This window comes from Pseudoalteromonas haloplanktis ATCC 14393, assembly GCF_000238355.1.
Taxonomy (GTDB): Bacteria; Pseudomonadota; Gammaproteobacteria; order Enterobacterales; family Alteromonadaceae; genus Pseudoalteromonas; species Pseudoalteromonas haloplanktis.
Genome location: NZ_AHCA01000018.1, coordinates 17,391 through 38,932 on the forward strand (window position 1 = coordinate 17,391; position 21,542 = coordinate 38,932).

The following is a 21,542-nucleotide window of genomic DNA, read 5'->3' on the forward strand; positions in this document are numbered from 1 at the left end:
GCTGCTTTTGAACGTAATAAATGAAAAATCCTTTTCAAGAATCCTTGTCCGCGAAGGGTTAATTACGCGTTTTCGAACTCTTCTTTAGATAACTCACCGTTACCATCAGTATCAAGCTCTGTAAACATACTCATCAGCTTGGCATCAACTGACGCTTCGCTTTGGCTGATTGCGCCATTGCCATCAACATCTAACGTGTCAAAGTCTGTTGCTGCGAATGCTGCTGATGAAGATGCTAGAGCAATAAGTGCTAGTGTTTTATTTAATGTGTTCATAATTAATATTCCTTCAATGTACTATCAAAAAATTTGTTCAATACCGATTTAAAATGCAGTGAAAGTCTTCCTTGTTATCCTTTATCATGGGGTCCTTTCCCACTTAGGTTGTCTTTGGCAACTCAGGATAATCTCAGCATTTGTTTTTAAGCTTTAGAAAACTCTTCTTTTGATAACTCACCGTTTTGGTCAGTATCAAGCTCTGCAAATTGGCTCATAAGGTCTGCATCAACTGACGCTTCGCTTTGGCTGATTGCGCCATTACCATCAACATCTAACGTGTCAAAGTCTGTTGCTGCGAATGCTGCTGATGAAGATGCTAAAGCAATAAGTGCTAGTGTTTTATTTAATGTGTTCATAATAATATTCCTTAAAAATCAATTAAGAATGGAAGTCCTTTTCAGAGATCCCTGCTTTAAAACTGCGACCTAACTTACGCTTTAGAAAACTCTTCTTTTGAAAGTTCGCCATTGCCATCAGTATCAAGTTCTGCAAATTGGCTCATAAGTTCTGCATCAACTGACGCTTCGCTTTGGCTGATTGCGCCATTGCCATCAACATCTAACGTGTCAAAGTCTGTTGCCGCGAATGCTGCTGATGATGATGCTAGAGCAATAAGTGCTAATGTTTTATTTAATGTGTTCATAATAATATTCCTTCAATGTTTATGGTTTCGAACGTTGCTGATAAATCATCATTTCGTTCAGTACAACTAGACTATTACAACTTCAGTGCCAAAGTTTAAAAACACATAAAAATCAATGAATTAAAATTAAAAATAGGTTTTTACAGAAAATTACCGCTGTTTTTTGTTGCCATTTAGCAACATGCAAGAAGAGATTTTTGCCTTTTATTTTAAAATCAATGAGTTAAAAAAGATGAAAATGACGCAGATTAAGTGAGATTCACTTTATAGCAGGTAAGTAAAGTAATAGGCTGTAGAATTAACGCACTAAAAAGTAATAGACAAAATAAATTTAAAAGATTAAAACATTGATATTTAACAATAATAAAAATAAATTTGCGGTTATTTGATTGCACTCTTTGATATTCGCTATTTTGTTGCAAAATAGCGAATACCTTCAGAATTAGACTAGCGGCTCGAGTACCGAAAGATCAATAAAGTGCTCTTTCATAAAGGTTTTCATTTCATCCTCACTGGCACTTAATTGAATTCCGAACTGTGCCCCCATAGCCCGACTTTTAATACTGCATATTTGCCCACTAAACTCAGTGGTGCCCTTGTTGCTTTTATCAAGCACAATATTGCACTGGGTATTTTTTAATTCACTAAGATCATCTTGACCTTTAACATCAAATAAAACCCCCGTGACGGAAATATCTTTAATTACCCCGTGCAACTCGCGTTCGTCACACAGTTTTATTTTTGCTGGTAATAATGTAGGAATACGAGTTTGCGAACGTAAACTAAACAATTGTACTTGGCTTGGAAAGTTGAGATAAATAAGCCGTGCGGGGTGTGAGGATACCGACATGATTTGCTCTCGAAATGCGATGACTTGCCCACCACCACTTTCAAGTACAGCTCGGACTATGACCACCACACCATCTTTTAAATACTCTCCTGCGTTATTTAAACGCTTTACAGGTGGGTAGTTTAAAATTACAAAGCGATCATGCAATAGCCCAACAAACTCAGTTTTAAGGCGTTTGCTGGTTGTTGGCGTTAATATTTCTACATCAACAATACTACCAGCACTAATATGGGCTAGGTTTTCTAAATTTAATTGCCGTCTTGTTTTTGGCATATCCTTTCCAACTGCAAAAGTAATTTAAGATAAATAATAACCGATATAAAATTTAAAGCGATAAGCTTAAGTACTGATCAGCCACGCCAGAATGTTGGTGTAAATAACACTAACAAAGTAAATATCTCTAACCGGCCAAATACCATAGCAATAGTTAATAACCATTTAGCCCCATCACTTATTGCACCATAGTGTGCTGCAACATCACCAAGGCCTGGACCTAAGTTATTTAAACAAGCTGCGGTGGCTGAGAATGCCGTAATGTTGTCCATTCCGGTGCCCATTAATGCCAGCATGATGATCACAAATACCAACGCATAGGCGGAGAAAAACCCCCAAACGGCCTCAACAACTTTATCTGGTAAGGCCTTACGCCCCAGTTTTATTGAATAGATAGCACGAGGATGGACAAGACGGTTAAGCTCACGCACCCCTTGAAGATAAAGTAAAAACACTCGCACTACTTTCATACCACCACCGGTAGAGCCTGCGCAACCACCTATAAAGCTAGAAAATATCAGCAGGATTGGTAAGAACAACGGCCAAGCTGAAAAAGTATCTGTTGCAAAGCCTGCTGTTGTGCTGATAGACACAGCTTGAAATAGTGCTTGGTCCAGTGTTTCGTCACCATCGGCATAGATGTTATTCGATGATAAAACAGTAAAGCACACGACAACCAATGCTAATTGAATAAACAAGAACACCTTAAATTCAGGGTCACGTAAATATACGCGCAGATTGCGACTTGATACTGCTGCATAGTGCAAAGAAAAGTTAACCGCCGCAATAATCAAAAAAACCACACAAATAAAGTTAATTAACGGGCTGTCAAAATGCCCTATTGATGCATCATAGGTAGAGAACCCACCAATCGCGACTGTCGAAAATGAATGGCAAATTGCGTCAAACCAGTCCATTCCTGCCGCCCAATATGCCAGTGTACATGCAATGGTTAACGACACGTAGATATACCAAAGGTGTTTAGCTGTGTCGGCTATGCGTGGGGTCATTTTAGAATCTTTAACTGGGCCCGGTATTTCGGCGCGATATAACTGCATACCACCAACACCAAGCATAGGCAAAATAGCAACGGCTAGCACGATTATCCCCATACCGCCAAACCATTGCAGTTGCTGACGATAAAACAAGACTGATTTGGGAAGGTACTCAATCCCTGTAAGCACTGTCGCACCGGTTGTGGTTAAACCAGAAAAAGCCTCAAATACAGCATCGGCTAAGGATAAATTAGGTTCTTGTAAAAAAATTAGTGGTAAGGAGGCGAATGCACCAAGTACTAACCAAAATAACACTACGATTAAAAAGCCTTCCCGCGCTTTTAAATCACCATGTTCTTGTCGATTAGGATAATAAGCAGCTAAGCCAATAATAACGCTGAAAATAAACGCCAATACAAAAGGCACACCGCCACCATCTTTATAAACTAGCGAGACAACTGCCGGTGGCACCATAGTAATACTAAATAAGACAACTAGTTGGCCAAGAATTTTAATGATGGTACGAAATTGCATGTAGCTATCGCTTTTATTATTAGTTAATCGTTCTGATGTATGGTTATTGTCTTACTGTTTAATACTTAACTCAACTGCGCCATGGCTCAAATCATAAATATCTTTAATAGCTTGCGCAGCTTGACGACTATCAATGGTGATCATCCATTCAATATTAGCAGTAAATTGCTTTTCTATATTAAGAACTTGGAATTGTGTTTTTAATAATTGTTCAATTGCTCCTTGAATACTGTAATCACTATAACCAATCAACTCAACACTCGGTACTTTTACCGTTGTTGTTAACTGTGTCAGTGCATTATTCAATGAGCCACCGTATGCTCTTACTAGACCTCCAGTGCCCAGTTTTATACCACCAAAATAACGCGTTACAACGGCGGTTACTTCCCCAAGCCCAGAACCAATTAATACGTTAAGCATAGGTTTGCCTGCCGTACCATTAGGCTCACCATCATCAGAAAAGCCATAAACATGGCTACCGCCAGGATTACCAGCAACATGTGCCCAACAATTATGACGAGCATCACTGTATTTATTTTCAATTTCACGAATAAACGCTTTGGCTGACGCTAAATCAGGCGTGTGCGCAATATGCACAATAAACGTGCTTTTTTTTATCTCTTCTTGATAAAAAACTGGGGCTGCGGGGTAGTTATATTCAGACATTTTATATACTTATACAAAAATGGGGCCGGCAGGCCCCAATTCTAACTCTGACTTATGATCAATCTAATGCCAGATCACGCGTCATATTTTCAAGGCTATCTTCGTGAACGATGATGTTATCTTCGATTCGAATACCGCCAAATGGTTTGAACGCTTCGACTTTTTCCCAATTAATGAACTGCTTGTTGTCGGTTTGCGCTAAGTCACCCAATAATGAATCGATAAAGTATAATCCTGGCTCAATCGTAAACACTTGGTTTTTCTCAATTAAACGAGTGCAACGCAAGAAAGGGTGTCCTTCTGGTGGCGCTTGATGAGTGCCTTTCTCGTCAGCCATAAAGCCACCCATATCATGCACTTGCAGCCCTAAATGGTGGCCAAGTCCATGCGGGAAGAAAGTAGAAGTAATACCGCGTTCCACAATTTCTGCCGCTGGTAACTTAACAATATTAAAATCACTCAGAACTTGTGCAACACGCTGATGGCAATCTAAATGTAACTCGCCGTAAAGCAATCCTGGTTTTAACGCTTTACCTAAAGCAATTTGATGTTGCGTCATAGCTGCAATTAATTCAGCAAACTCGCCAGACTTTTTAAAATCATAAGTACGCGTAATATCAGCAGCGTAGCCATTAAAATTAGCACCAGCGTCAATTAAAAATGAATGATGCGTTTGTGGTACTTTCGGCTCAAAGTGGGTGTAATGTAAAATCGCGCAATTTTCATTAAGTGCGACAATATTGCCATACGGCATTTCATTTTCACTTTGGCGTGTTGCGATTAAATAGGCTTGCTGAATATCAAACTCAGATCCCCCATTAAAGAATGTATCGCGAGCGGCTTTATGACCATCTACGGCAATACGGTTAGCTTGTCGCAAACATTCAAGCTCGTATTGCGTTTTATACGCACGGTGGTAATTAAAGTAATTAAGAACCGGCTCTGGATTCATAACACTAAAGCCCAGTGCTTGAGCAACTTCTAAATACTCACCAATATAGGCGAATTTCTCTTTATCGTAAGGTAATAACTTTTCTACCTGATCAGGCTTGAGCAACAATTCAATATCAAAATAGTCAGCCCAAAACTCGCGAGGCTCATCAGGTACTTTGTGCCAAAAATCAACCGGACGATAAAATATAAGTTTTGGTTTATCACTACCATTCACTACAACCCAACAATGCGGGTTATCTATTACAGGTAACCAAGCTTTAAAATGCGGGTTAACTTTGAACGGATAATACATGTCGTCTAAAAACTGGCGCTTAGCTTGCCCTGAGTGGATCACTAAACCCTCTAAACCTTCACGATCAATAATAGTGCGAGTACGCTGTTGCAGTGTTGCAATATGTTCGGCGTATGAAACGGCTAATTTATCCATAGTATACCCATCTGTTAAAATTTAACTTATACGAGAGTCTATCATAGACTCATATATACCTAAACGCAGATACGTTAAAGCACCTGCCAGTGCTGATGTATATTCCTAACCACCCATTTTCATATCCAATATTGGCGCCAAAATATTCCCCTCACGACCCATTCGAGTATGGTAAACCTGCCGATAAGCATAGACATTTTTTACGTACTCACGCGTTTCACGATACGGTATTAATTCTATCCATAATTCAGCGGGCATAGCCTCATCAGGTAACCATTTTTTAATTCTATGATAACCTGCATTATAGGAAGCCGTTGCTAGGATCTCATTCCCCTGATTCTTCTTTTTCAAGTATTCTAAATACTCAGTACCTAAGCGAATATTTGTTTGCGGTTGATTCAGCCGCTTACTCGAGACCGTGCCTTTATTTACATACTTTGCTGTACTTGGCAGTAATTGCATTAGACCACGAGCATTCGCGTGAGAGCGCGCATCAGGTGCAAAAGAGCTTTCACGGCGCGAAATAGCAATACTCCAAGTTACATCAATATGATTGCGCTTGCTGTAACGCTCAAACAAATCTTGAAAAGCGAACGGAAAGCGTAACTCTACATAGTCCCATGCTTTAATTTGCGCCAAGGTATAAATAGTGCTGTCGTACCAATCTAATTCTGCAGCGAGCTTAGATGCTGCAAGTTTTTCTTCTTCGCTTGAGGTGCGAGTTAAATAGTTCCATTCTCTGCGCGCGGAAGTAAAACGTTCAAGTTCATACATAGCTTTTGCTCGCTTAAAACCGGGTGCCTGTGCAACTTCGTCAACTAACTTATCACTGACAAGTAATGGCTGGTTATTAAGCTCGACAGGTAATCCCAATCGCGCAGCGGCCAAAAAGCCATAATAGTCACGCTCTTTTGCTACTGTTTGCCAAATCACTTTAGCGCGTTCACTATCACCACGTTGCTCTAAACTGTATGCCAACCAATATTGTTGGCCAAGACTCAAGTTCTCTTTGCCGGTAAAAAACGCCACAATGCCAGACCAATCTTGGGTTTTCAGCATATTACCCAATTGCCACTGCATCAATTTACGGTCTTGGCGATCTTTGGGGACTTTATTGAGCCAAAAGCGCGCCTCTGCATGACCGCTCGATGCCAAGGCCAACGCAAATGTATAATACACATCGGCTTTTTGCTCATCAGAATAAGCAAACATCTTATCTAGCTTTTCCCAGGCTTTGAGCGCTAACGTTTTATCTCGCCAAATTAACCGCTTAATGCCGTAATGGGCAATTTCGCCTTCTTTCACTGTTTTATTTTTATAACGGTACATACCCGCAGCAGCGCTCGGATCACTGCGTACTTTGCGATAAAAATCAGCTAAGTATTGCTCATTCTTGGGCAATAGTGTTTTTAAATACGGTAGTAAACTTTGTGATCCCCCTTGTGCCGATAAGGTAATACGTTGCCAAATCAACTCTTGACTCATATGGCCTTTTTTACGCCAAATACTAAATAAAGGGTCACATTCTTCTGGTTGCGACTTACCTACAGTCCAGAGCTCTGTCACTTGATTCATAATCGCTTTTTCAGGGGCGCCTAAATCAAGCTGGTATTGTAAAAACGTACAGGTCAATTCACTGTTGGAGGTTTCACGGTAATTATTAATAAAAGCCGCTTTACGTTTTTTCTTTTGCAGGTTCTGCAACCATGCTTTACGCACAGGCCACTCTAATGGTGTATTTTGATAAATAGTTAAATAGCGTTCAATCTCTGATTGATGCTCAATATCTGGATGGCGTTGCCAGTAAACTTTTTCAACATAAGGCTTTAGTGGGTGATCCAGTTTTTCAACAGCGTCCTTAAACTCTTGATAACTTCCATATCTAGCTGTTTTCTCCGCATCTAAAAATGCGTCATGCTCTGTATTAGCGTCGGCAGAAAATAAAGGAAATAATAATGCAGCTGCCGCAAAGCTTAAAAATTGTTTTTTCATGATGACCTTAATATTCAAAGGTAAATAAAAGACAAACACTTCTCCTACACCTTAGCACCAAACAAGCTATATTTTAACCAGTAGAAAGCTTGGTGAGTAAATTTTTCGTTGCAATTTTAATTTAAAGCAAGCACACTGATTGAAATGCAAACTCATCGTACCAGTCTTAGTTCACTAACTAGGGAGAATAATAATGTTATATAAAAGCGATTCCTTTGAAGTTGCTTTCATCAAGGATAATATCGCCGAGTTCAAGTTTTGTGTTGCCGGCTCTGTCAACACTTTGTCTCAGCAAACCTTGAAAGATTGCGCCTCTGCATTAAAAGAATTAGCAGCAAATACTGATATCAAAGGCATGATTTTTACCAGTGATAAAGAGCACTTTATTATTGGCGCCGATATTTTCGAATTTTTACCAACGTTTACTAAACCAGAAACTGAATTAGTAACCTGGATCAAAGATGCCACAGATGTATTTGACGCATTAGAAGATTTACCATTCCCAACTTTAAGCGCAATAAATGGCTTAGCACTTGGTGGCGGATGTGAGTGGGTACTTGCTACCGATTATCGCGTTGCAAGCTCTACAGCTAAAATTGGCCTTCCAGAAGTAAAACTAGGCATTATGCCTGGTTTTGGTGGCACAGTTCGCTTACCACGCATCGTTGGTGCCGATAATGCCATGCTTTGGATCACCTCTGGTGCAGAAAACCGCGCTGCTGATGCTCTTAAAGTAGGTGCTGTTGATGCGGTAGTTAGTGCTGACAAACTTTTAGACTCAGGTATTTCAACACTTGAATTAGCAATTGCTGGCAAGCTAGATTGGCAAGCCAAACGTAATGTTAAGCTGCAGCCACTTAAATTAAACCGCGTTGAGCAAGGTATGAGCTTTGCAATGGCTGAAGGTATGGTAATGGGTAAAACCAAAGGCCACTATCCTGCTCCGATCATGGCGGTTCGCACTATTAAAGCAGCAGCTAACTGTGGACGCGCGGAAGCAATGGCAATCGAAAATGCTAATTTTGCTAAACTTGCTCGTACTCCAGAAGCTGCCGCACAAACAGGTATCTTCCTTGCTGATCAATACATCAAGGGTAAAGCACGTAAGTCTGCTAAAACCAGTGATTTAGAAATAAAACAAGCCGCTGTTCTTGGCGCAGGTATTATGGGCGGCGGTATCGCTTACCAATCTGCCTATAAAGGCACACCAATCATAATGAAAGACATCCAACAAGATGCACTTGATTTAGGTATGGGTGAAGCATCTAAGCTATTAGGCCAAAAAGTACAGCGCGGTCATATGGCAATGGAGAAAATGGTTGCCACGTTAGGAAAAATTAAACCAACCCTTAATGATAGCGACTTACAAAGTGCAGATATCATTGTAGAAGCCGTGGTTGAAAACCCTAAAGTGAAGCAAGCAGTTTTAGCCGGTCTTGAAAAAGATATGCCAGCGGGCACTATTTTAACTTCTAACACGTCAACGATTCGTATTGACGAGCTAGCAACAGCCCTTGAAAAACCTGAAAACTTCTGTGGTATGCACTTCTTTAACCCAGTGCCTAAAATGCCACTAGTTGAAATTATCCGTGGCGAGAAAACTTCAGAGCAAACAATTAATGCCGTAGTTGATTACGCCTTAAAACTAGGTAAGTCGCCAATTGTTGTAAACGACTGCCCAGGCTTCTTTGTAAACCGCGTTTTATTCCCTTACTTTGCAGGCTTTAGTAAATTAGTTGTTGAAGGCGCTGATTTTGCCAAAGTAGATAAAGTCATGGAAAACGTATTTGGCTGGCCAATGGGCCCTGCCTACTTACTTGATGTTGTAGGTATTGATACGGCTTACCATTGTACTGGCGTTATGGCTGATGGTTTCCCTGAGCGTATGTCTCGTCAAGAAAAAGACCCTGTGACTGTATTCGCCAACGAAAAACGCTTTGGTCAGAAGAACAAAGCAGGTTTCTATCAATATGCACCAGACAGACGTGGCCGCTTGAAAAAAGCCCAAGATCCACAAGCTGTTGAACTACTTAGTTCTATCACTGATGCGCCAAAAGAGTTCGATAAACAAGAAATTATCGACCGCTGTATGGTACCAATGATCAACGAAGTACTGCTTTGTTTACAAGAGAACATTATTGCCTCACCACAAGAAGCTGATATGGCGCTTATTTACGGTATTGGTTTCCCTCCATTTAGAGGCGGTGCGTTCCGTTACTTAGATCAAACTGGACTAGCTAATTTTGTTGCAACAGCAGACAAATATGCTCACCTAGGTGCGATTTACCAAGTATCTGAGCAAACTCGTAAATGGGCTGAAGAAGGCCGTGTTTTCTATAAGGTGGAAGGATAAGACCATGAATACTCCTGTAATTGTAGATTGTATCCGCACGCCAATGGGCCGCTCTAAAGGCGGTGTATTTAAAAATAAGCGTGCTGAAGATTTAAGTGCCCACTTAATGAAGGGCCTCCTTGATCGTAACCCAGCCGTTGATCCAGCATCGATTGACGATATTTATTGGGGTTGCGTGCAACAAACGTTAGAGCAAGGTTTTAACGTTGCTCGTAATGCCGCACTGCTTGCAGGCATTCCGCATACCGTGCCTGCGGTAACAGTAAATCGCTTATGTGGTTCATCAATGCAAGCCTTGCATGATGCTGCTCGCGCAATTATGACCGGCGCTGGCGATACTTACCTTATTGGCGGTGTTGAGCACATGGGTCACGTACCTATGACGCACGGTAACGACTTTCACCCAGGCCTTGCTACTTCAATTGCACAAGCATCCGGTTCTATGGGGTTAACTGCAGAATACCTTGCAACAATTCATGGTATTAGCCGTGAGCAGCAAGACCAATTTGCCTATCGTTCGCACCAACGCGCCCATGCAGCCACGGTTGAAGGCCGCTTCCGCCGCGAAATCCTCGCAATGGAAGGTCATGACGCAGACGGCTCACTGATTTTAGTTGAAGATGACGAAGTCATTCGCCCAGAAACAACCGTAGAAGGCTTGTCACAGCTTCGCCCTGTGTTTAACCCAGCATCCGGGTCTGTAACTGCGGGTACTTCTTCTGCACTTTCTGATGGCGCTTCGGCGATGTTAGTAATGAGCGAAGAAAAAGCCAAAGCAATAGGCTTACCAATTCGTGCCCGCGTTAAGGCAATGGCGGTAGCTGGTTGCGATCCATCAATCATGGGTTACGGCCCAGTACCTGCAAGTAAAAAAGCCTTGGCACAAGCAGGTATCACCATTGATGACATCGACGTAGCTGAGCTTAATGAAGCGTTTGCAGCACAATCACTACCGGTATTAAAAGACTTAGGTCTTGCTGATGTGGTTGATGAAAAAGTGAACCTGAACGGCGGCGCAATCGCCCTTGGTCACCCACTGGGTTGTTCAGGCTCGCGTATCAGCACGTCACTTATTCACTTAATGGAAGACAAAAACGCAAAATATGGTTTAGCGACTATGTGTATTGGTTTAGGCCAAGGCATCGCAACCGTATTTGAGCGTGTTCAAGACTGATTAACTTTAGAAACGTAACCAACTCTTGGTGATAAAAAGCCACGTTGATTTATAAATCAACGTGGCTTTTTTATATGTTTTTGCAAATATATTTTTATGGCTGGAGTAGCATTGGTGATGTGACTTTATTTATTGCGGTTAGGCCGTTAAACTAGCAGCCTTAAATTAATCGCTTAGCGCCATTTTAATAAAGGTCACCGCCATGAGTTTTGATAACCCCGATCACCAATTAGACGCCATCGGCCTACGCTGCCCAGAGCCTGTCATGATGATCCGCGGCGCAGTACGTAAAATGGCAGAAGGCGAAACCTTACTCATCATCGCCGACGACCCATCCACCACCCGCGACATCCCCAGCTTCTGCCGCTTTATGGATCACACATTAATAGCCAAAGAAGTAGATGCAGCGCCGTATCGGTATTTGGTGAAAAAAGGGTTGTAATAGCTATCAGCTATCAGCTATCAGCTATCAGCTATCAGATATCAGATATCAGATATCAGAAAATTTATTAGTTAAGCTTATTAAACTCAAGTAGTAATCGAAGGTCACTAGGTTTATTCCAAATAAAGTCATATATGCTTGTAATAATTGAGGGCCGCTAATATCACCACGACCATCGTAATCACTTCTTCATTCCATTGCTTAATACTCATTCTAACGTCCTTGTCACAAATCTATAAGTTCTCTCGGGCAACTGAAAGCTGACGGCTTATCGCTTACAGCTATTTTTTAGTTATCGTCACTTTCGGTTTATCGTAATTCTGATAATCGATGCTGACGATGTAGCTGCCTTTGATCGCTGGGGTGAAGCTGAAGTAATTATAGATGGTATTACAGTCGGCGATGGCGGCTTGGCCAAGTACTAATGACTGCCCTGCAGGGTCGACTTCACTGAAGCCACAGTTATAGCCTTCACTAAAATCGGCATCGGCAATTTTAAATTCGTATACTTTACCTGGCGTTGAGAACTTTACATTGGCTTGGTAAATTGCTGGTGCAACTTGCTCAAACTGATATTGTGGCTCTGCATCCCATAAGGTGAAATCGCCGCGTAAGTACATGGTTTTATCAAGCTCTTTGCTAGGCAATACATCGTCAATACTTGGGAGTTGAATTTGACTCGAACATGCAGTTAATAAGCTAACTACCGCAAGCGTTAAAATACGTTTCATAGGTTAACCTCTAATACAAAAAAGCCAGCATAGTTGCTGGCTTTTTAAGCTAAGCTGAACTTACTTCTGTAATACAGAAATATCAGCAATATCTAAAAATAAGCCACTTAATTGACTGAGCAACGCCAAGCGGTTTTGCTTAACAGCTTCATTGTCAGCCATTACCATTACATTATCAAAGAAGTTATCGACACTTTCGCGGATACCCGCTAATTGTGCAAGCGCTTCTTGATAATCGCCGGCGGCATACAGTGGTGCAAGTTCGGTGGCAAATTTAGCAACTTGCGACGCTAATACTTTTTCAGCATCATCGCTCAATAAGCTCTGCTCTACAGTACCTTGGCTGGTAATGTCATTCTTAGCAAGAATATTACTTACACGCTTATTAGCTGCTGCAAGTGCTTCTGCGGCGTCTAATGTACGGAAGTGGCTCACTGCTTTAACACGACGGTCAAAATCTACAGGCTTGGTTGGGCGTCGCGCAAGTACAGCTTGAATTACGTCAACCTCAATGCCTTCATCTTGATACCAAGCACGGAAGCGACCTAACATAAACTCAAATACATCTGTTGATACATTTAAGTTAGTAAGCTTATCGCCAAACAGGCTTTGTGACTTAGCAACCAGATCGAGGATATCTAATGGTAGCTCTTTCTCTACCATGATACGTAACGCACCAATTGCAGCACGACGAAGTGCAAACGGATCTTTATCACCTTTTGGTGCTTGGCCAATGCCAAAAATACCCACCAAGGTGTCAAACTTATCGGCGATTGCAACCGCACAGCTGATCAAGTTTGTTGGTAAGCTGTCGCCTGCAAAGCGTGGCATGTATTGTTCATTTTGCGCAATGGCTACGTCTTCTGCTTCACCATCATGGCGCGCGTAGTGCATGCCCATCACACCCTGAACATCGGTAAATTCCATGACCATTTCGGTCATCAAGTCTGTTTTGCTAAGTAAGCCCGCTCGCTCGGCAAGCGCTTTATCGGCACCTAGTTGCTCAGCAATGTAACCCGCAAGTGCAGCAATACGCTCAGACTTATCTTTTAGCGTACCAAGCTGCTGCTGGAACAATACGCTATCAAGCGATTCTAAACGGCTTTCTAAGGTTTTCTTTTTATCAGTTTCAAAGAAGAACTGCGCATCGGCTAAACGTGGACGTACAACTTTTTCGTTACCCGCGATAACTACACTTGGGTTTTTGCTTTCGATATTTGAAACAAACAAAAACTTGTTAAGTAGCTTGCCGTCTTGGTCAAGTAACGGGAAGTATTTTTGGTCATCTTTCATGGTGTAGATCAGCGCTTCAGCTGGTACATCTAAAAAGGCTTCTTCAAATGTCGCCGTCAGTGTCACTGGCCACTCCACTAAAGACGTTACTTCTTCAAGTAAATCTTCATCCATTGCAACCACTGCATCAACAGCTTTGGCTGCGGCTTCAATTTGGCTGCGAATTTGTGCTTTACGAGTCGAGTAATCTGCAATAACGTAGGCCGATTTAAGCACTGAAAATACATCATCAGCATGGTTAATAGTCACTTTTTCTGGGTGATGAAAACGATGACCTTGCAGTTGATTACTAATAGTTTTACCTAGCACCTCGCCTTCGATTAGCTTATCGCCAAACAAAATTGTTGCGGTATGAACTGGGCGAATAAATTGTGTTTTATTCGCGCCCCAACGCATTGGTTTAGGAATAGGTAATTTAGCAAGAGCTTTATTGACGACATCATTCAGTAGCGCTGTTGTTTCTTGCCCTGCTACTTTTGCAATATGTAATAGCCATGCACCTTTATCTGTTTCCAGGGTTTGCGCTTCACTCACCTCGATACCGCAACCACGCGCCCAGCCCATTGCCGCTTTTGTCGGGTTACCTTCGCTATCAAATGCAGCTTTTGTTGCAGGACCACGTTTTTCAACTTCTTTATCTTGTTGCTTTGCTGCAAGTGCTGTGACTTGCAAACCTAAGCGACGTGGTGATGCATACCATTTCACACCTTGGTGAGCCAACTCTAAGCTTTCAAGTTCTGAACTAAGGTTTTCTGCAAATGCTTCTGCAAGTTTTCGTAGCGCTTTTGGTGGCAACTCTTCGGTGCCAATTTCTACTAATAAATTTTGTGCTGACATGTTTAATCCTTACAAAGCGGGAAGCCAAGCGCTTCGCGAGCATCATAATAACTTTGTGCACATGCTTTTGATAATGCACGAACACGTAATATATAACGTTGGCGTTCTGTCACTGAGATTGCGTGACGAGCATCCAATAAGTTAAATGCATGCGATGCTTTCATTACTTGCTCGTAGGCAGGTAACGGTAAGCCAGCTTCAATTAGCTTTTGGCTCTCAGCTTCACATTTATCAAACTGTGCAAAAAGGTCTTCAACATTTGCGTGTTCAAAGTTATAAGTCGATTGCTCTACTTCGTTTTGGTGGAAAACATCACCATACGTTACGCGACCCATTGGGCCGTCTGCCCAGACAAGATCGTAAATACTGTCTACGCCTTGAATGTACATAGCTAGGCGCTCTAGTCCATAAGTAATTTCACCAGTTACCGGTGAACACTCTAAACCACCCACTTGCTGGAAATAAGTAAACTGAGTTACTTCCATGCCATTTAGCCAGATCTCCCAACCAAGTCCCCATGCACCTAACGTAGGCGACTCCCAGTTATCTTCTACGAAGCGAACCTCATCCGTAAGGGTATCAATCCCCACTGCCGCTAAAGAGCCTAAATATAGCTCCTGGATGTTATCTGGCGATGGTTTCAATACAACCTGGAACTGATAGTAGTGCTGCAGTCTATTTGGGTTTTCACCATAGCGACCATCGGTAGGACGTCGGCATGGTTGCACGTACGCGCTTGACATCGGCTCTGGGCCAATCGACTTCAAAAATGTTTGTGGATGGAATGTACCCGCGCCAACTTCCATATCAAGTGGCTGAATAATGACACAGCCTTGCTGTGCCCAGTAATCCTGTAAAGCCAGGATCAAACCTTGAAAGGTTTTAACGTCATATTTTTGCATATTTGGCTTTTAGTATCTGCTGTGATGTAGCGTGAAAATTACCCTCAGTATACCTTGTGCGTAGTCATGTTTTAAGCAGTTTGTGCAATTGCAGCCAATAAAAAAGGAGCCATTTGGCTCCTTTTATATAACGCTGTAATTATTATACGTCTAAATTAACAACACGCAGTGCGTTAGTTTCGATAAAGTCACGACGTGGCTCTACTTGGTCACCCATTAAGGTTGCGAATAACTGGTCTGCACCAACTGCATCTTCAATAGTAACCTGCAGCATACGACGAGCTGATGGGTCCATGGTTGTTTCCCACAATTGATCAGGGTTCATCTCACCCAGTCCTTTATAGCGTTGGATATAGAGGCCACGCTTAGATTCAGCGATTAACCATTCCAATGCGTCCACAAAGTTATCAACAGCTAAGGTCTTTTCACCACGTTGGATATAAGCACCTTCGCTTAAGATATTCGCAATATTAGTGCCTGTGACTGCAATACGCTTGTAATCACGAGACGAGATAAAGTCATGGCTTAATACATGCGCTTTGTCCACACCATGCTGGCGTATATTCACTACTGGGTAATATAAGTTACGCTCAGTATCATGCTCTGTTGCAGCAGCAAATATTGTGGCATCTTCATCACGTTTAACTAAATCATCAACAAGATCTTTAGTCCAAGCAATTACTTTTTCTTCATCAGCTAAGTCAGCTTCTGTTAGCTCACTTTGATAAATTAAACGCTCCATCACCGTGTTCGGGTACTTGCGTTTTAAGCGCTCAATAACTTTAACTGTATTTTGATAATCATGAACAATACTTTCAAGCGCTTCACCTTCTAAGGCTGATGCGTCAGCACTAGTGTAAAGAGCTGCGCCATTTAGCGCTAAAGACGTAAGGTAATCTACTAATGCAGGATCATCTTTAATATAACGCTCTTGCTTGCCTTTTTTCACTTTATAAAGCGGAGGCTGAGCAATATAAATATAACCACGCTCGACAATTTCTGGCATTTGACGATAGAAGAAGGTCAATAATAGCGTACGAATATGCGAACCATCGACGTCAGCATCGGTCATGATTATGATGCGATGATAACGTAATTTTTCAGGGTTATACTCATCACGGCCGATACCACAGCCTAATGCTGTAATTAAAGTCGCGACTTCTTGTGAAGAAAGCATTTTATCAAAACGTGCTTTTTCAACGTTTAGAATTTTACCTTTAAGCGGCAAAATCGCCTGATTTTTACGATTACGACCCTGCTTGGCAGAACCGCCAGCTGAGTCACCCTCCACTATGTATAGTTCAGATAGTGCTGGATCTTTTTCTTGGCAGTCAGCAAGTTTACCTGGTAGACCTGCTAAATCCATCGCACCTTTACGACGTGTCATTTCACGTGCTTTACGAGCAGCTTCACGGGCACGTGCAGCATCGATAATTTTGCCGACAACGATTTTCGCATCTAATGGGTTTTCTAATAAAAACTCAGTGAATTTCTCAGCCATTGCTTGTTCTACAGCAGACTTAACTTCACTAGATACTAGCTTATCTTTAGTTTGTGATGAGAACTTAGGATCTGGCACTTTAACACTTACAACCGCAGTTAAGCCTTCGCGAGCATCATCGCCTGTGGCATTACTGGTTGTTTTAGCTTTTTTGTTAAAGCCTTCTTTTTCCATATAAGTGTTTAATGTACGTGTTAGCGCAGATCTAAAACCGGCTAAGTGAGTACCACCATCACGTTGTGGAATATTATTAGTAAAACAGTAAATGTTTTCTTGGAAGGCATCATTCCACTGCATGGATACTTCAACACTAATCCCATCTTCTTCACGCTCGTGGGTAAAGTGGAATACACCTTTATGGACAGGTGTTTTATTTCGGTTTAAGTATTCAACGAAAGCACGAATACCCCCTTCATATTTGAAGTGGTCGCTTTTATTCTCTTCACGCTCATCATTTAAAATGATACTCACTCCTGAATTTAGGAATGATAGTTCACGTAAACGCTTAGCTAAAATATCGTAATGGAAATCAAGATTTGTAAATGTTTCGCCACTTGGCCAAAAGCGTATTTCGGTACCTGTAGTTTCAGAGTCACCAATTACTGCAAGTGGTGCATCTGGCACACCCATAGTGTAAAACTGTTCATGTAACTTGCCTTCACGACGAATAGTTAGCTTTAACTTTTCTGAAAGCGCGTTTACAACTGAAACACCAACACCGTGTAAGCCACCAGATACTTTGTAAGAGTTATCATCAAATTTACCACCGGCATGCAGTACCGTCATGATTACTTCTGCAGCTGAGACGCCTTCTTCTTCATGAATTGAAGTAGGAATCCCACGGCCGTTATCTCTTACAGAAACTGAACCATCTAAATGAATAGTGACATAGATATCATCACAGTGGCCTGCTAAGGCTTCATCAATAGAGTTATCAACGACCTCAAACACCATGTGGTGCAAGCCTGTGCCATCATCGGTGTCCCCTATATACATTCCAGGACGCTTTCTTACTGCGTCTAATCCTTTTAGTACTTTAATACTCGACGAATCGTAATTCTCAGACATGGTTAATCCCACTTATCTTGTTATTAGGTTGCCATGTTTCACGTGGAACATTTGTAGTTCTCGTTGCATGGGTTCCACCACAGCAGAAATACTTTCAGATTCGATCGCAGAGATAAATATTTGAGAGTTGCAGTGCGACAAAAGCTGCCCTACTTTCTCTTTAGTATCTTCCCCTAGCTCTGAAGGTAAATCATCTATTAGCAATATTGATTGCTTTTCTGTCTCTGACTCAATCAAACTATTTTGCGTTACTTTTAACGCATAAAGCAATAGTTTCAATTGGCCGCGTGAAAAGGTATTTTCCACACTGTTGCCAGCGACACTAAAACTGAAATCTGCCTTATGCGGGCCTTTACTAGTAAAACCTTGGCGACTATCGCGCTCAAAACTTTGCTCAAGAGCCTCAGTTAGAGATTCACTCTCTTTCCAACCCGCATGAAAACTTATTTCTAAATCGCGTATAAGCGTTAATTCTGCACACATTTTATCAAAAAACTGCCGCTTAAACCTACTTATATACGCAATTCGTAAATTATTTATTTGTTCTGCCAGTCTAACAAATTCTTTATCCCAAAACTTAATTTGGTCAAAATAATTCTTAGGCTTACTTTTTAATAATGCGTTACGCTGCTTTAAAACTTTATTAAAAGATTGCCACAGGTAAAAAAAGTCTTGTTCCACGTGGAACAACCCTAAATCTAAAAACTTGCGCCGTTCTTTAGGGCCACCAAAAAATAATGAATAACTTTCAGGGGTGATAACTTGCACTGGCATTAACTGAGCAAGCTCAGACACTCGGCGGCTAGAATTACCCTGTATTTTTAATTCAGTCTCGCCGTTTATTGTTTTACTGATACCGATGGGTATCGATAAATTATAAAGAGACTTGCGTCCGTGAATGGTAAATTTTTCTTTATGATGTTGAATGATGCTTTTGTGCTTTAATGTACGAAAAGACTTGCCATGAGAAAGATAATAAATCGCCTCTAAAAGGCTGGTTTTGCCACTGCCATTTTCACCATAAATTACATTAATACCATTCACCGGCTCTACAGTGATCGCCTCAATATTACGAAAATTATTGAGGCTCAAATGACTTAAACTCATAATGCCTTATAAGCGCATTGGCATAACAACGTACATAGCTTCTTCATCGCCAGCACCTTCTATTAACGCACTACTATTTGAATCAGCAAGTGTAAATAAAACGTCTTCTGTTTTTAATGTATTTAACACATCTAAAACATACGATACGTTAAAACCAATTTCTAAATCATCACCTTGGTAATTAACTTCAACCACTTCTTCAGCTTGTTCTTGCTCTGGGTTATTAGCAGTAATTTTTAACAAACCATTCGATAAGTTTAAGCGTACACCTCTAAACTTTTCATTTGATAAAATAGATACCCGCTGAAATGCACTACGTAACCACTCACGATTAGCGGTGATCACTTTATCACCACCACGCGGCAACACACGGCGATAGTCAGGGAAACGGCCATCAACCAATTTACTGGTGAAAGTGAATTCTGTATCAATAATTCGAATATGATTTGCGCCAAATTGTATTGTCACCAACTCATCGTCAGCAACCATCAAACGCATTATTTCTTGCACACCTTTGCGAGGAATAATCAGCTGGCGCTGGGCACTTAATGACTGTGGTAATTGTTTTTGCGCAATAGCTAAACGGTGACCATCAGTAGCCACTGTTTTAATGTCTGCATTATCAATTTCAAATGACATACCATTTAAGTAATAGCGTACGTCTTGATTTGCCATTGAGAAATGAGTGCTTTCTAATAACTTACGTAGTTCTAAACGTGTCAGCTGAAATTCGACTTCGCCATCCCATTGTTCAAGGTTAGGGAAATCTTCAGCAGCAAGTGTAGTTAATGAAAAGCGACTCTTACCGCTGGTCAATAATAATTGATGATCTTGGCTGCTCAATGTTAAATCTGAACCGTCTGGTAGACTTTTACAAATATCGAGTAATTTTTTAGCGGGCAAAGTCAATTTAGCATCGGCGGTATCATCGCCAACAAAAACCTTTGCGACAAGTTCAATTTCAAGGTCTGTGCCTGTCATTGAAAGCTCACCGTTTTCAACCTCTAACAAAACGTTAGATAAAATTGGCAAGGTGTGTTTGCGCTCAATTGCACCCGACACTTGCATCAAAGGTTTTAAAAATTGTTCTCTTGATATAGTTATTTGCATAATAAAGTCAGCCCTAAGATGACAATGTTCTTATTAGGTTTTGATAATCTTCTTTCACTTCATGACTTTCATCACGTAGTGATTTAATTTTTCTGCACGCATGTAATACTGTGGTGTGGTCACGGCCACCGAAGGCGTCCCCAATCTCTGGTAAGCTATGGTTGGTAAGCTCTTTAGATAATGCCATGGCAACTTGACGTGGCCTTGCGATAGAGCGGCTACGACGCTTTGATAGTAAGTCAGAAACACGAATACGATAATACTCTGCTACTGTACGCTGAATATTATCTATAGTGACCAACTTATCTTGCAATGCAAGTAAGTCACGTAGTGCTTCTTTTACAAAATCGATAGAGATTGGTCTGCCAGTAAAGTTTGCATTAGCGATTACACGATTAAGTGCGCCTTCTAATTCACGCACATTTGAACGTAATTTCTTTGCGATAAAAAAAGCCACTTCATGAGGTAAATTAATTTTACTCTGCTGGGCTTTTTTCATCAAAATAGCTACGCGCGTTTCGAGCTCTGGCGGCTCAATAGCAATGGTTAAACCCCAACCAAACCGTGATTTAAGGCGATCTTCAACCCCTTCAATTTCTTTTGGGTAACGATCTGAGGTTAAAATAATCTGCTGGTTACCTTCAAGTAACGCGTTGAAAGTATGAAAGAACTCTTCTTGAGAACGCTCTTTATTAGCAAAAAATTGAATATCATCGATCATTAGCGCATCAACACTGCGGTAATAACGTTTAAATTCTTCAATGGCATTGTTTTGCAGCGCTTTTACCATATCCTGTACAAAGCGCTCTGAATGCATGTAAACAATTTTGGCATCTGGCTTGTTTGCCATAATGCCATTACCAACGGCATGCAGTAAGTGCGTTTTACCTAAACCAGTACCACCGTAAATAAATACGGGATTAAAGGCTGCACCTGGATTGTCAGCAACTTGTGTAGCCGCAGCTTTTGCTAGCTGGTTAGACTTACCTTCAACAAAACTATCAAAGGTATAGTTTTCTTTGATGTTTGACTTATAACCAGACTTAGGCGCAGGCTCAACGGCAACTTTAGCTTCTTTAGATTGCTGTTTATTAGCAGCAGACTGATTTGTTGGTGTTGATACACTAGCTCCTGATGGTGCAGCTACTTGTGTATTTAAGATGGGCTTACTACCAACATCAAATCTTAACTCTGGTGCTTCATCTTTACATATTTCAACAAGTAACTCATTTATGCGGTTTAAGTACTTTTCTCTGACCCAATCGAGTACAAAACGATTAGGTGCGTAAATCGTCAGGGTATCTTCGGTACTTTCTGCTTGTAGTGGTCTTACCCACATACTGAATTGCTGCGAAGGCAATTCATCTTGCAATACATATAAACAACTTTGCCAAACCGACAGATACACAGTT

At 41.2% G+C, this 21,542-nt stretch carries 18 protein-coding genes; 3 read left to right on the plus strand and 15 right to left on the minus strand.

Annotated features, from left to right (window positions below):
• Positions 1-62: 62 nt before the first annotated feature.
• The 8 genes from PHAL_RS0121000 to PHAL_RS0121035 all read right to left on the minus strand — a co-directional run bounded on the left by PHAL_RS0121000 (position 63) and on the right by PHAL_RS0121035 (position 7,612).
• Complete coding sequence (locus PHAL_RS0121000) at positions 63-275, minus strand: EF-hand domain-containing protein (protein WP_016710406.1); 213 nt, start codon at positions 273-275, stop codon at positions 63-65.
• Between the two features lie 146 nt (positions 276-421).
• A complete protein-coding gene (locus PHAL_RS0121005) occupies positions 422-634 on the minus strand; it encodes a calmodulin (RefSeq protein WP_016710407.1) in 213 nt (70 codons plus the stop codon).
• A gap of 74 nt (positions 635-708) precedes the next feature.
• Positions 709-921: a calmodulin gene (locus tag PHAL_RS0121010; protein WP_016710408.1), complete on the minus strand. Its 213-nt coding sequence runs from the start codon at positions 919-921 to the stop codon at positions 709-711.
• A gap of 442 nt (positions 922-1,363) precedes the next feature.
• Positions 1,364-2,044, minus strand: coding sequence for a flagellar brake domain-containing protein (locus PHAL_RS0121015; RefSeq protein ID WP_016710409.1), 681 nt, complete (start codon positions 2,042-2,044; stop codon positions 1,364-1,366).
• 77 nt (positions 2,045-2,121) lie between these two features.
• Entirely contained in the window at positions 2,122-3,573 is a 1,452-nt protein-coding gene (locus tag PHAL_RS0121020) for a TrkH family potassium uptake protein (protein WP_016710410.1), read from the minus strand.
• A gap of 51 nt (positions 3,574-3,624) precedes the next feature.
• A complete protein-coding gene (locus PHAL_RS0121025; protein WP_016710411.1) occupies positions 3,625-4,239 on the minus strand; it encodes a YigZ family protein in 615 nt (204 codons plus the stop codon).
• A 58-nt stretch (positions 4,240-4,297) separates the two neighbouring features.
• Complete coding sequence (gene pepQ / locus PHAL_RS0121030; RefSeq protein ID WP_016710412.1) at positions 4,298-5,620, minus strand: Xaa-Pro dipeptidase; 1,323 nt, start codon at positions 5,618-5,620, stop codon at positions 4,298-4,300.
• 105 nt (positions 5,621-5,725) lie between these two features.
• Entirely contained in the window at positions 5,726-7,612 is a 1,887-nt protein-coding gene (locus tag PHAL_RS0121035; protein WP_016710413.1) for a transglycosylase SLT domain-containing protein, read from the minus strand.
• Between the two features lie 193 nt (positions 7,613-7,805).
• Between PHAL_RS0121035 and fadB the strand changes: the two genes are divergently transcribed.
• The 3 genes from fadB to tusA all read left to right on the plus strand — a co-directional run bounded on the left by fadB (position 7,806) and on the right by tusA (position 11,581).
• Positions 7,806-9,965, plus strand: coding sequence for a fatty acid oxidation complex subunit alpha FadB (gene fadB, locus PHAL_RS0121040; RefSeq protein WP_016710414.1), 2,160 nt, complete (start codon positions 7,806-7,808; stop codon positions 9,963-9,965).
• 4 nt (positions 9,966-9,969) lie between these two features.
• Positions 9,970-11,139 carry an acetyl-CoA C-acyltransferase FadA gene (fadA, locus tag PHAL_RS0121045; protein ID WP_016710415.1) on the plus strand — a complete coding sequence of 390 codons (1,170 nt, stop codon included), beginning with the start codon at positions 9,970-9,972 and terminating at the stop codon, positions 11,137-11,139.
• Positions 11,140-11,341: 202 nt separating this feature from the next.
• Positions 11,342-11,581, plus strand: a complete 240-nt coding sequence (gene tusA, locus PHAL_RS0121050) for a sulfurtransferase TusA (protein WP_016710416.1) — start codon at positions 11,342-11,344, stop codon at positions 11,579-11,581.
• A gap of 281 nt (positions 11,582-11,862) precedes the next feature.
• Here tusA and PHAL_RS0121055 read toward each other — a convergent pair whose 3' ends face one another.
• The 7 genes from PHAL_RS0121055 to dnaA all read right to left on the minus strand — a co-directional run bounded on the left by PHAL_RS0121055 (position 11,863) and on the right by dnaA (position 21,538).
• Entirely contained in the window at positions 11,863-12,312 is a 450-nt protein-coding gene (locus tag PHAL_RS0121055; RefSeq protein ID WP_016710417.1) for a hypothetical protein, read from the minus strand.
• Positions 12,313-12,372: 60 nt separating this feature from the next.
• Positions 12,373-14,442: a glycine--tRNA ligase subunit beta gene (gene glyS / locus PHAL_RS0121060; RefSeq protein ID WP_016710418.1), complete on the minus strand. Its 2,070-nt coding sequence runs from the start codon at positions 14,440-14,442 to the stop codon at positions 12,373-12,375.
• 2 nt (positions 14,443-14,444) lie between these two features.
• Positions 14,445-15,344: a glycine--tRNA ligase subunit alpha gene (glyQ, locus tag PHAL_RS0121065; RefSeq protein WP_016710419.1), complete on the minus strand. Its 900-nt coding sequence runs from the start codon at positions 15,342-15,344 to the stop codon at positions 14,445-14,447.
• 142 nt (positions 15,345-15,486) lie between these two features.
• The gene (gene gyrB / locus PHAL_RS0121070) at positions 15,487-17,913 is read right to left on the minus strand and encodes a DNA topoisomerase (ATP-hydrolyzing) subunit B (RefSeq protein ID WP_016710420.1); all 2,427 of its coding nucleotides are present in this window, start codon (positions 17,911-17,913) and stop codon (positions 15,487-15,489) included.
• A 12-nt stretch (positions 17,914-17,925) separates the two neighbouring features.
• The gene (gene recF / locus PHAL_RS0121075) at positions 17,926-19,020 is read right to left on the minus strand and encodes a DNA replication/repair protein RecF (RefSeq protein WP_016710421.1); all 1,095 of its coding nucleotides are present in this window, start codon (positions 19,018-19,020) and stop codon (positions 17,926-17,928) included.
• A gap of 6 nt (positions 19,021-19,026) precedes the next feature.
• Complete coding sequence (gene dnaN / locus PHAL_RS0121080; protein WP_016710422.1) at positions 19,027-20,130, minus strand: DNA polymerase III subunit beta; 1,104 nt, start codon at positions 20,128-20,130, stop codon at positions 19,027-19,029.
• A gap of 13 nt (positions 20,131-20,143) precedes the next feature.
• Positions 20,144-21,538 carry a chromosomal replication initiator protein DnaA gene (gene dnaA, locus PHAL_RS0121085; RefSeq protein WP_029216280.1) on the minus strand — a complete coding sequence of 465 codons (1,395 nt, stop codon included), beginning with the start codon at positions 21,536-21,538 and terminating at the stop codon, positions 20,144-20,146.
• Between the last annotated feature and the right edge of the window lie 4 nt (positions 21,539-21,542).

What these genes read in the sequence shown, in the direction of transcription:
- PHAL_RS0121000 (WP_016710406.1), bottom strand. Translation starts at nt 275, where the DNA reads ATGAACACATTAAATAAAACACTAGCACTTATTGCTCTAGCATCTTCA.
- PHAL_RS0121005 (WP_016710407.1), bottom strand. Translation starts at nt 634, where the DNA reads ATGAACACATTAAATAAAACACTAGCACTTATTGCTTTAGCATCTTCA.
- PHAL_RS0121010 (WP_016710408.1), bottom strand. Translation starts at nt 921, where the DNA reads ATGAACACATTAAATAAAACATTAGCACTTATTGCTCTAGCATCATCA.
- PHAL_RS0121015 (WP_016710409.1), bottom strand. Translation starts at nt 2,044, where the DNA reads ATGCCAAAAACAAGACGGCAATTAAATTTAGAAAACCTAGCCCATATT.
- PHAL_RS0121020 (WP_016710410.1), bottom strand. Translation starts at nt 3,573, where the DNA reads ATGCAATTTCGTACCATCATTAAAATTCTTGGCCAACTAGTTGTCTTA.
- PHAL_RS0121025 (WP_016710411.1), bottom strand. Translation starts at nt 4,239, where the DNA reads ATGTCTGAATATAACTACCCCGCAGCCCCAGTTTTTTATCAAGAAGAG.
- pepQ (WP_016710412.1), bottom strand. Translation starts at nt 5,620, where the DNA reads ATGGATAAATTAGCCGTTTCATACGCCGAACATATTGCAACACTGCAA.
- PHAL_RS0121035 (WP_016710413.1), bottom strand. Translation starts at nt 7,612, where the DNA reads ATGAAAAAACAATTTTTAAGCTTTGCGGCAGCTGCATTATTATTTCCT.
- fadB (WP_016710414.1), top strand. Translation starts at nt 7,806, where the DNA reads ATGTTATATAAAAGCGATTCCTTTGAAGTTGCTTTCATCAAGGATAAT.
- fadA (WP_016710415.1), top strand. Translation starts at nt 9,970, where the DNA reads ATGAATACTCCTGTAATTGTAGATTGTATCCGCACGCCAATGGGCCGC.
- tusA (WP_016710416.1), top strand. Translation starts at nt 11,342, where the DNA reads ATGAGTTTTGATAACCCCGATCACCAATTAGACGCCATCGGCCTACGC.
- PHAL_RS0121055 (WP_016710417.1), bottom strand. Translation starts at nt 12,312, where the DNA reads ATGAAACGTATTTTAACGCTTGCGGTAGTTAGCTTATTAACTGCATGT.
- glyS (WP_016710418.1), bottom strand. Translation starts at nt 14,442, where the DNA reads ATGTCAGCACAAAATTTATTAGTAGAAATTGGCACCGAAGAGTTGCCA.
- glyQ (WP_016710419.1), bottom strand. Translation starts at nt 15,344, where the DNA reads ATGCAAAAATATGACGTTAAAACCTTTCAAGGTTTGATCCTGGCTTTA.
- gyrB (WP_016710420.1), bottom strand. Translation starts at nt 17,913, where the DNA reads ATGTCTGAGAATTACGATTCGTCGAGTATTAAAGTACTAAAAGGATTA.
- recF (WP_016710421.1), bottom strand. Translation starts at nt 19,020, where the DNA reads ATGAGTTTAAGTCATTTGAGCCTCAATAATTTTCGTAATATTGAGGCG.
- dnaN (WP_016710422.1), bottom strand. Translation starts at nt 20,130, where the DNA reads ATGCAAATAACTATATCAAGAGAACAATTTTTAAAACCTTTGATGCAA.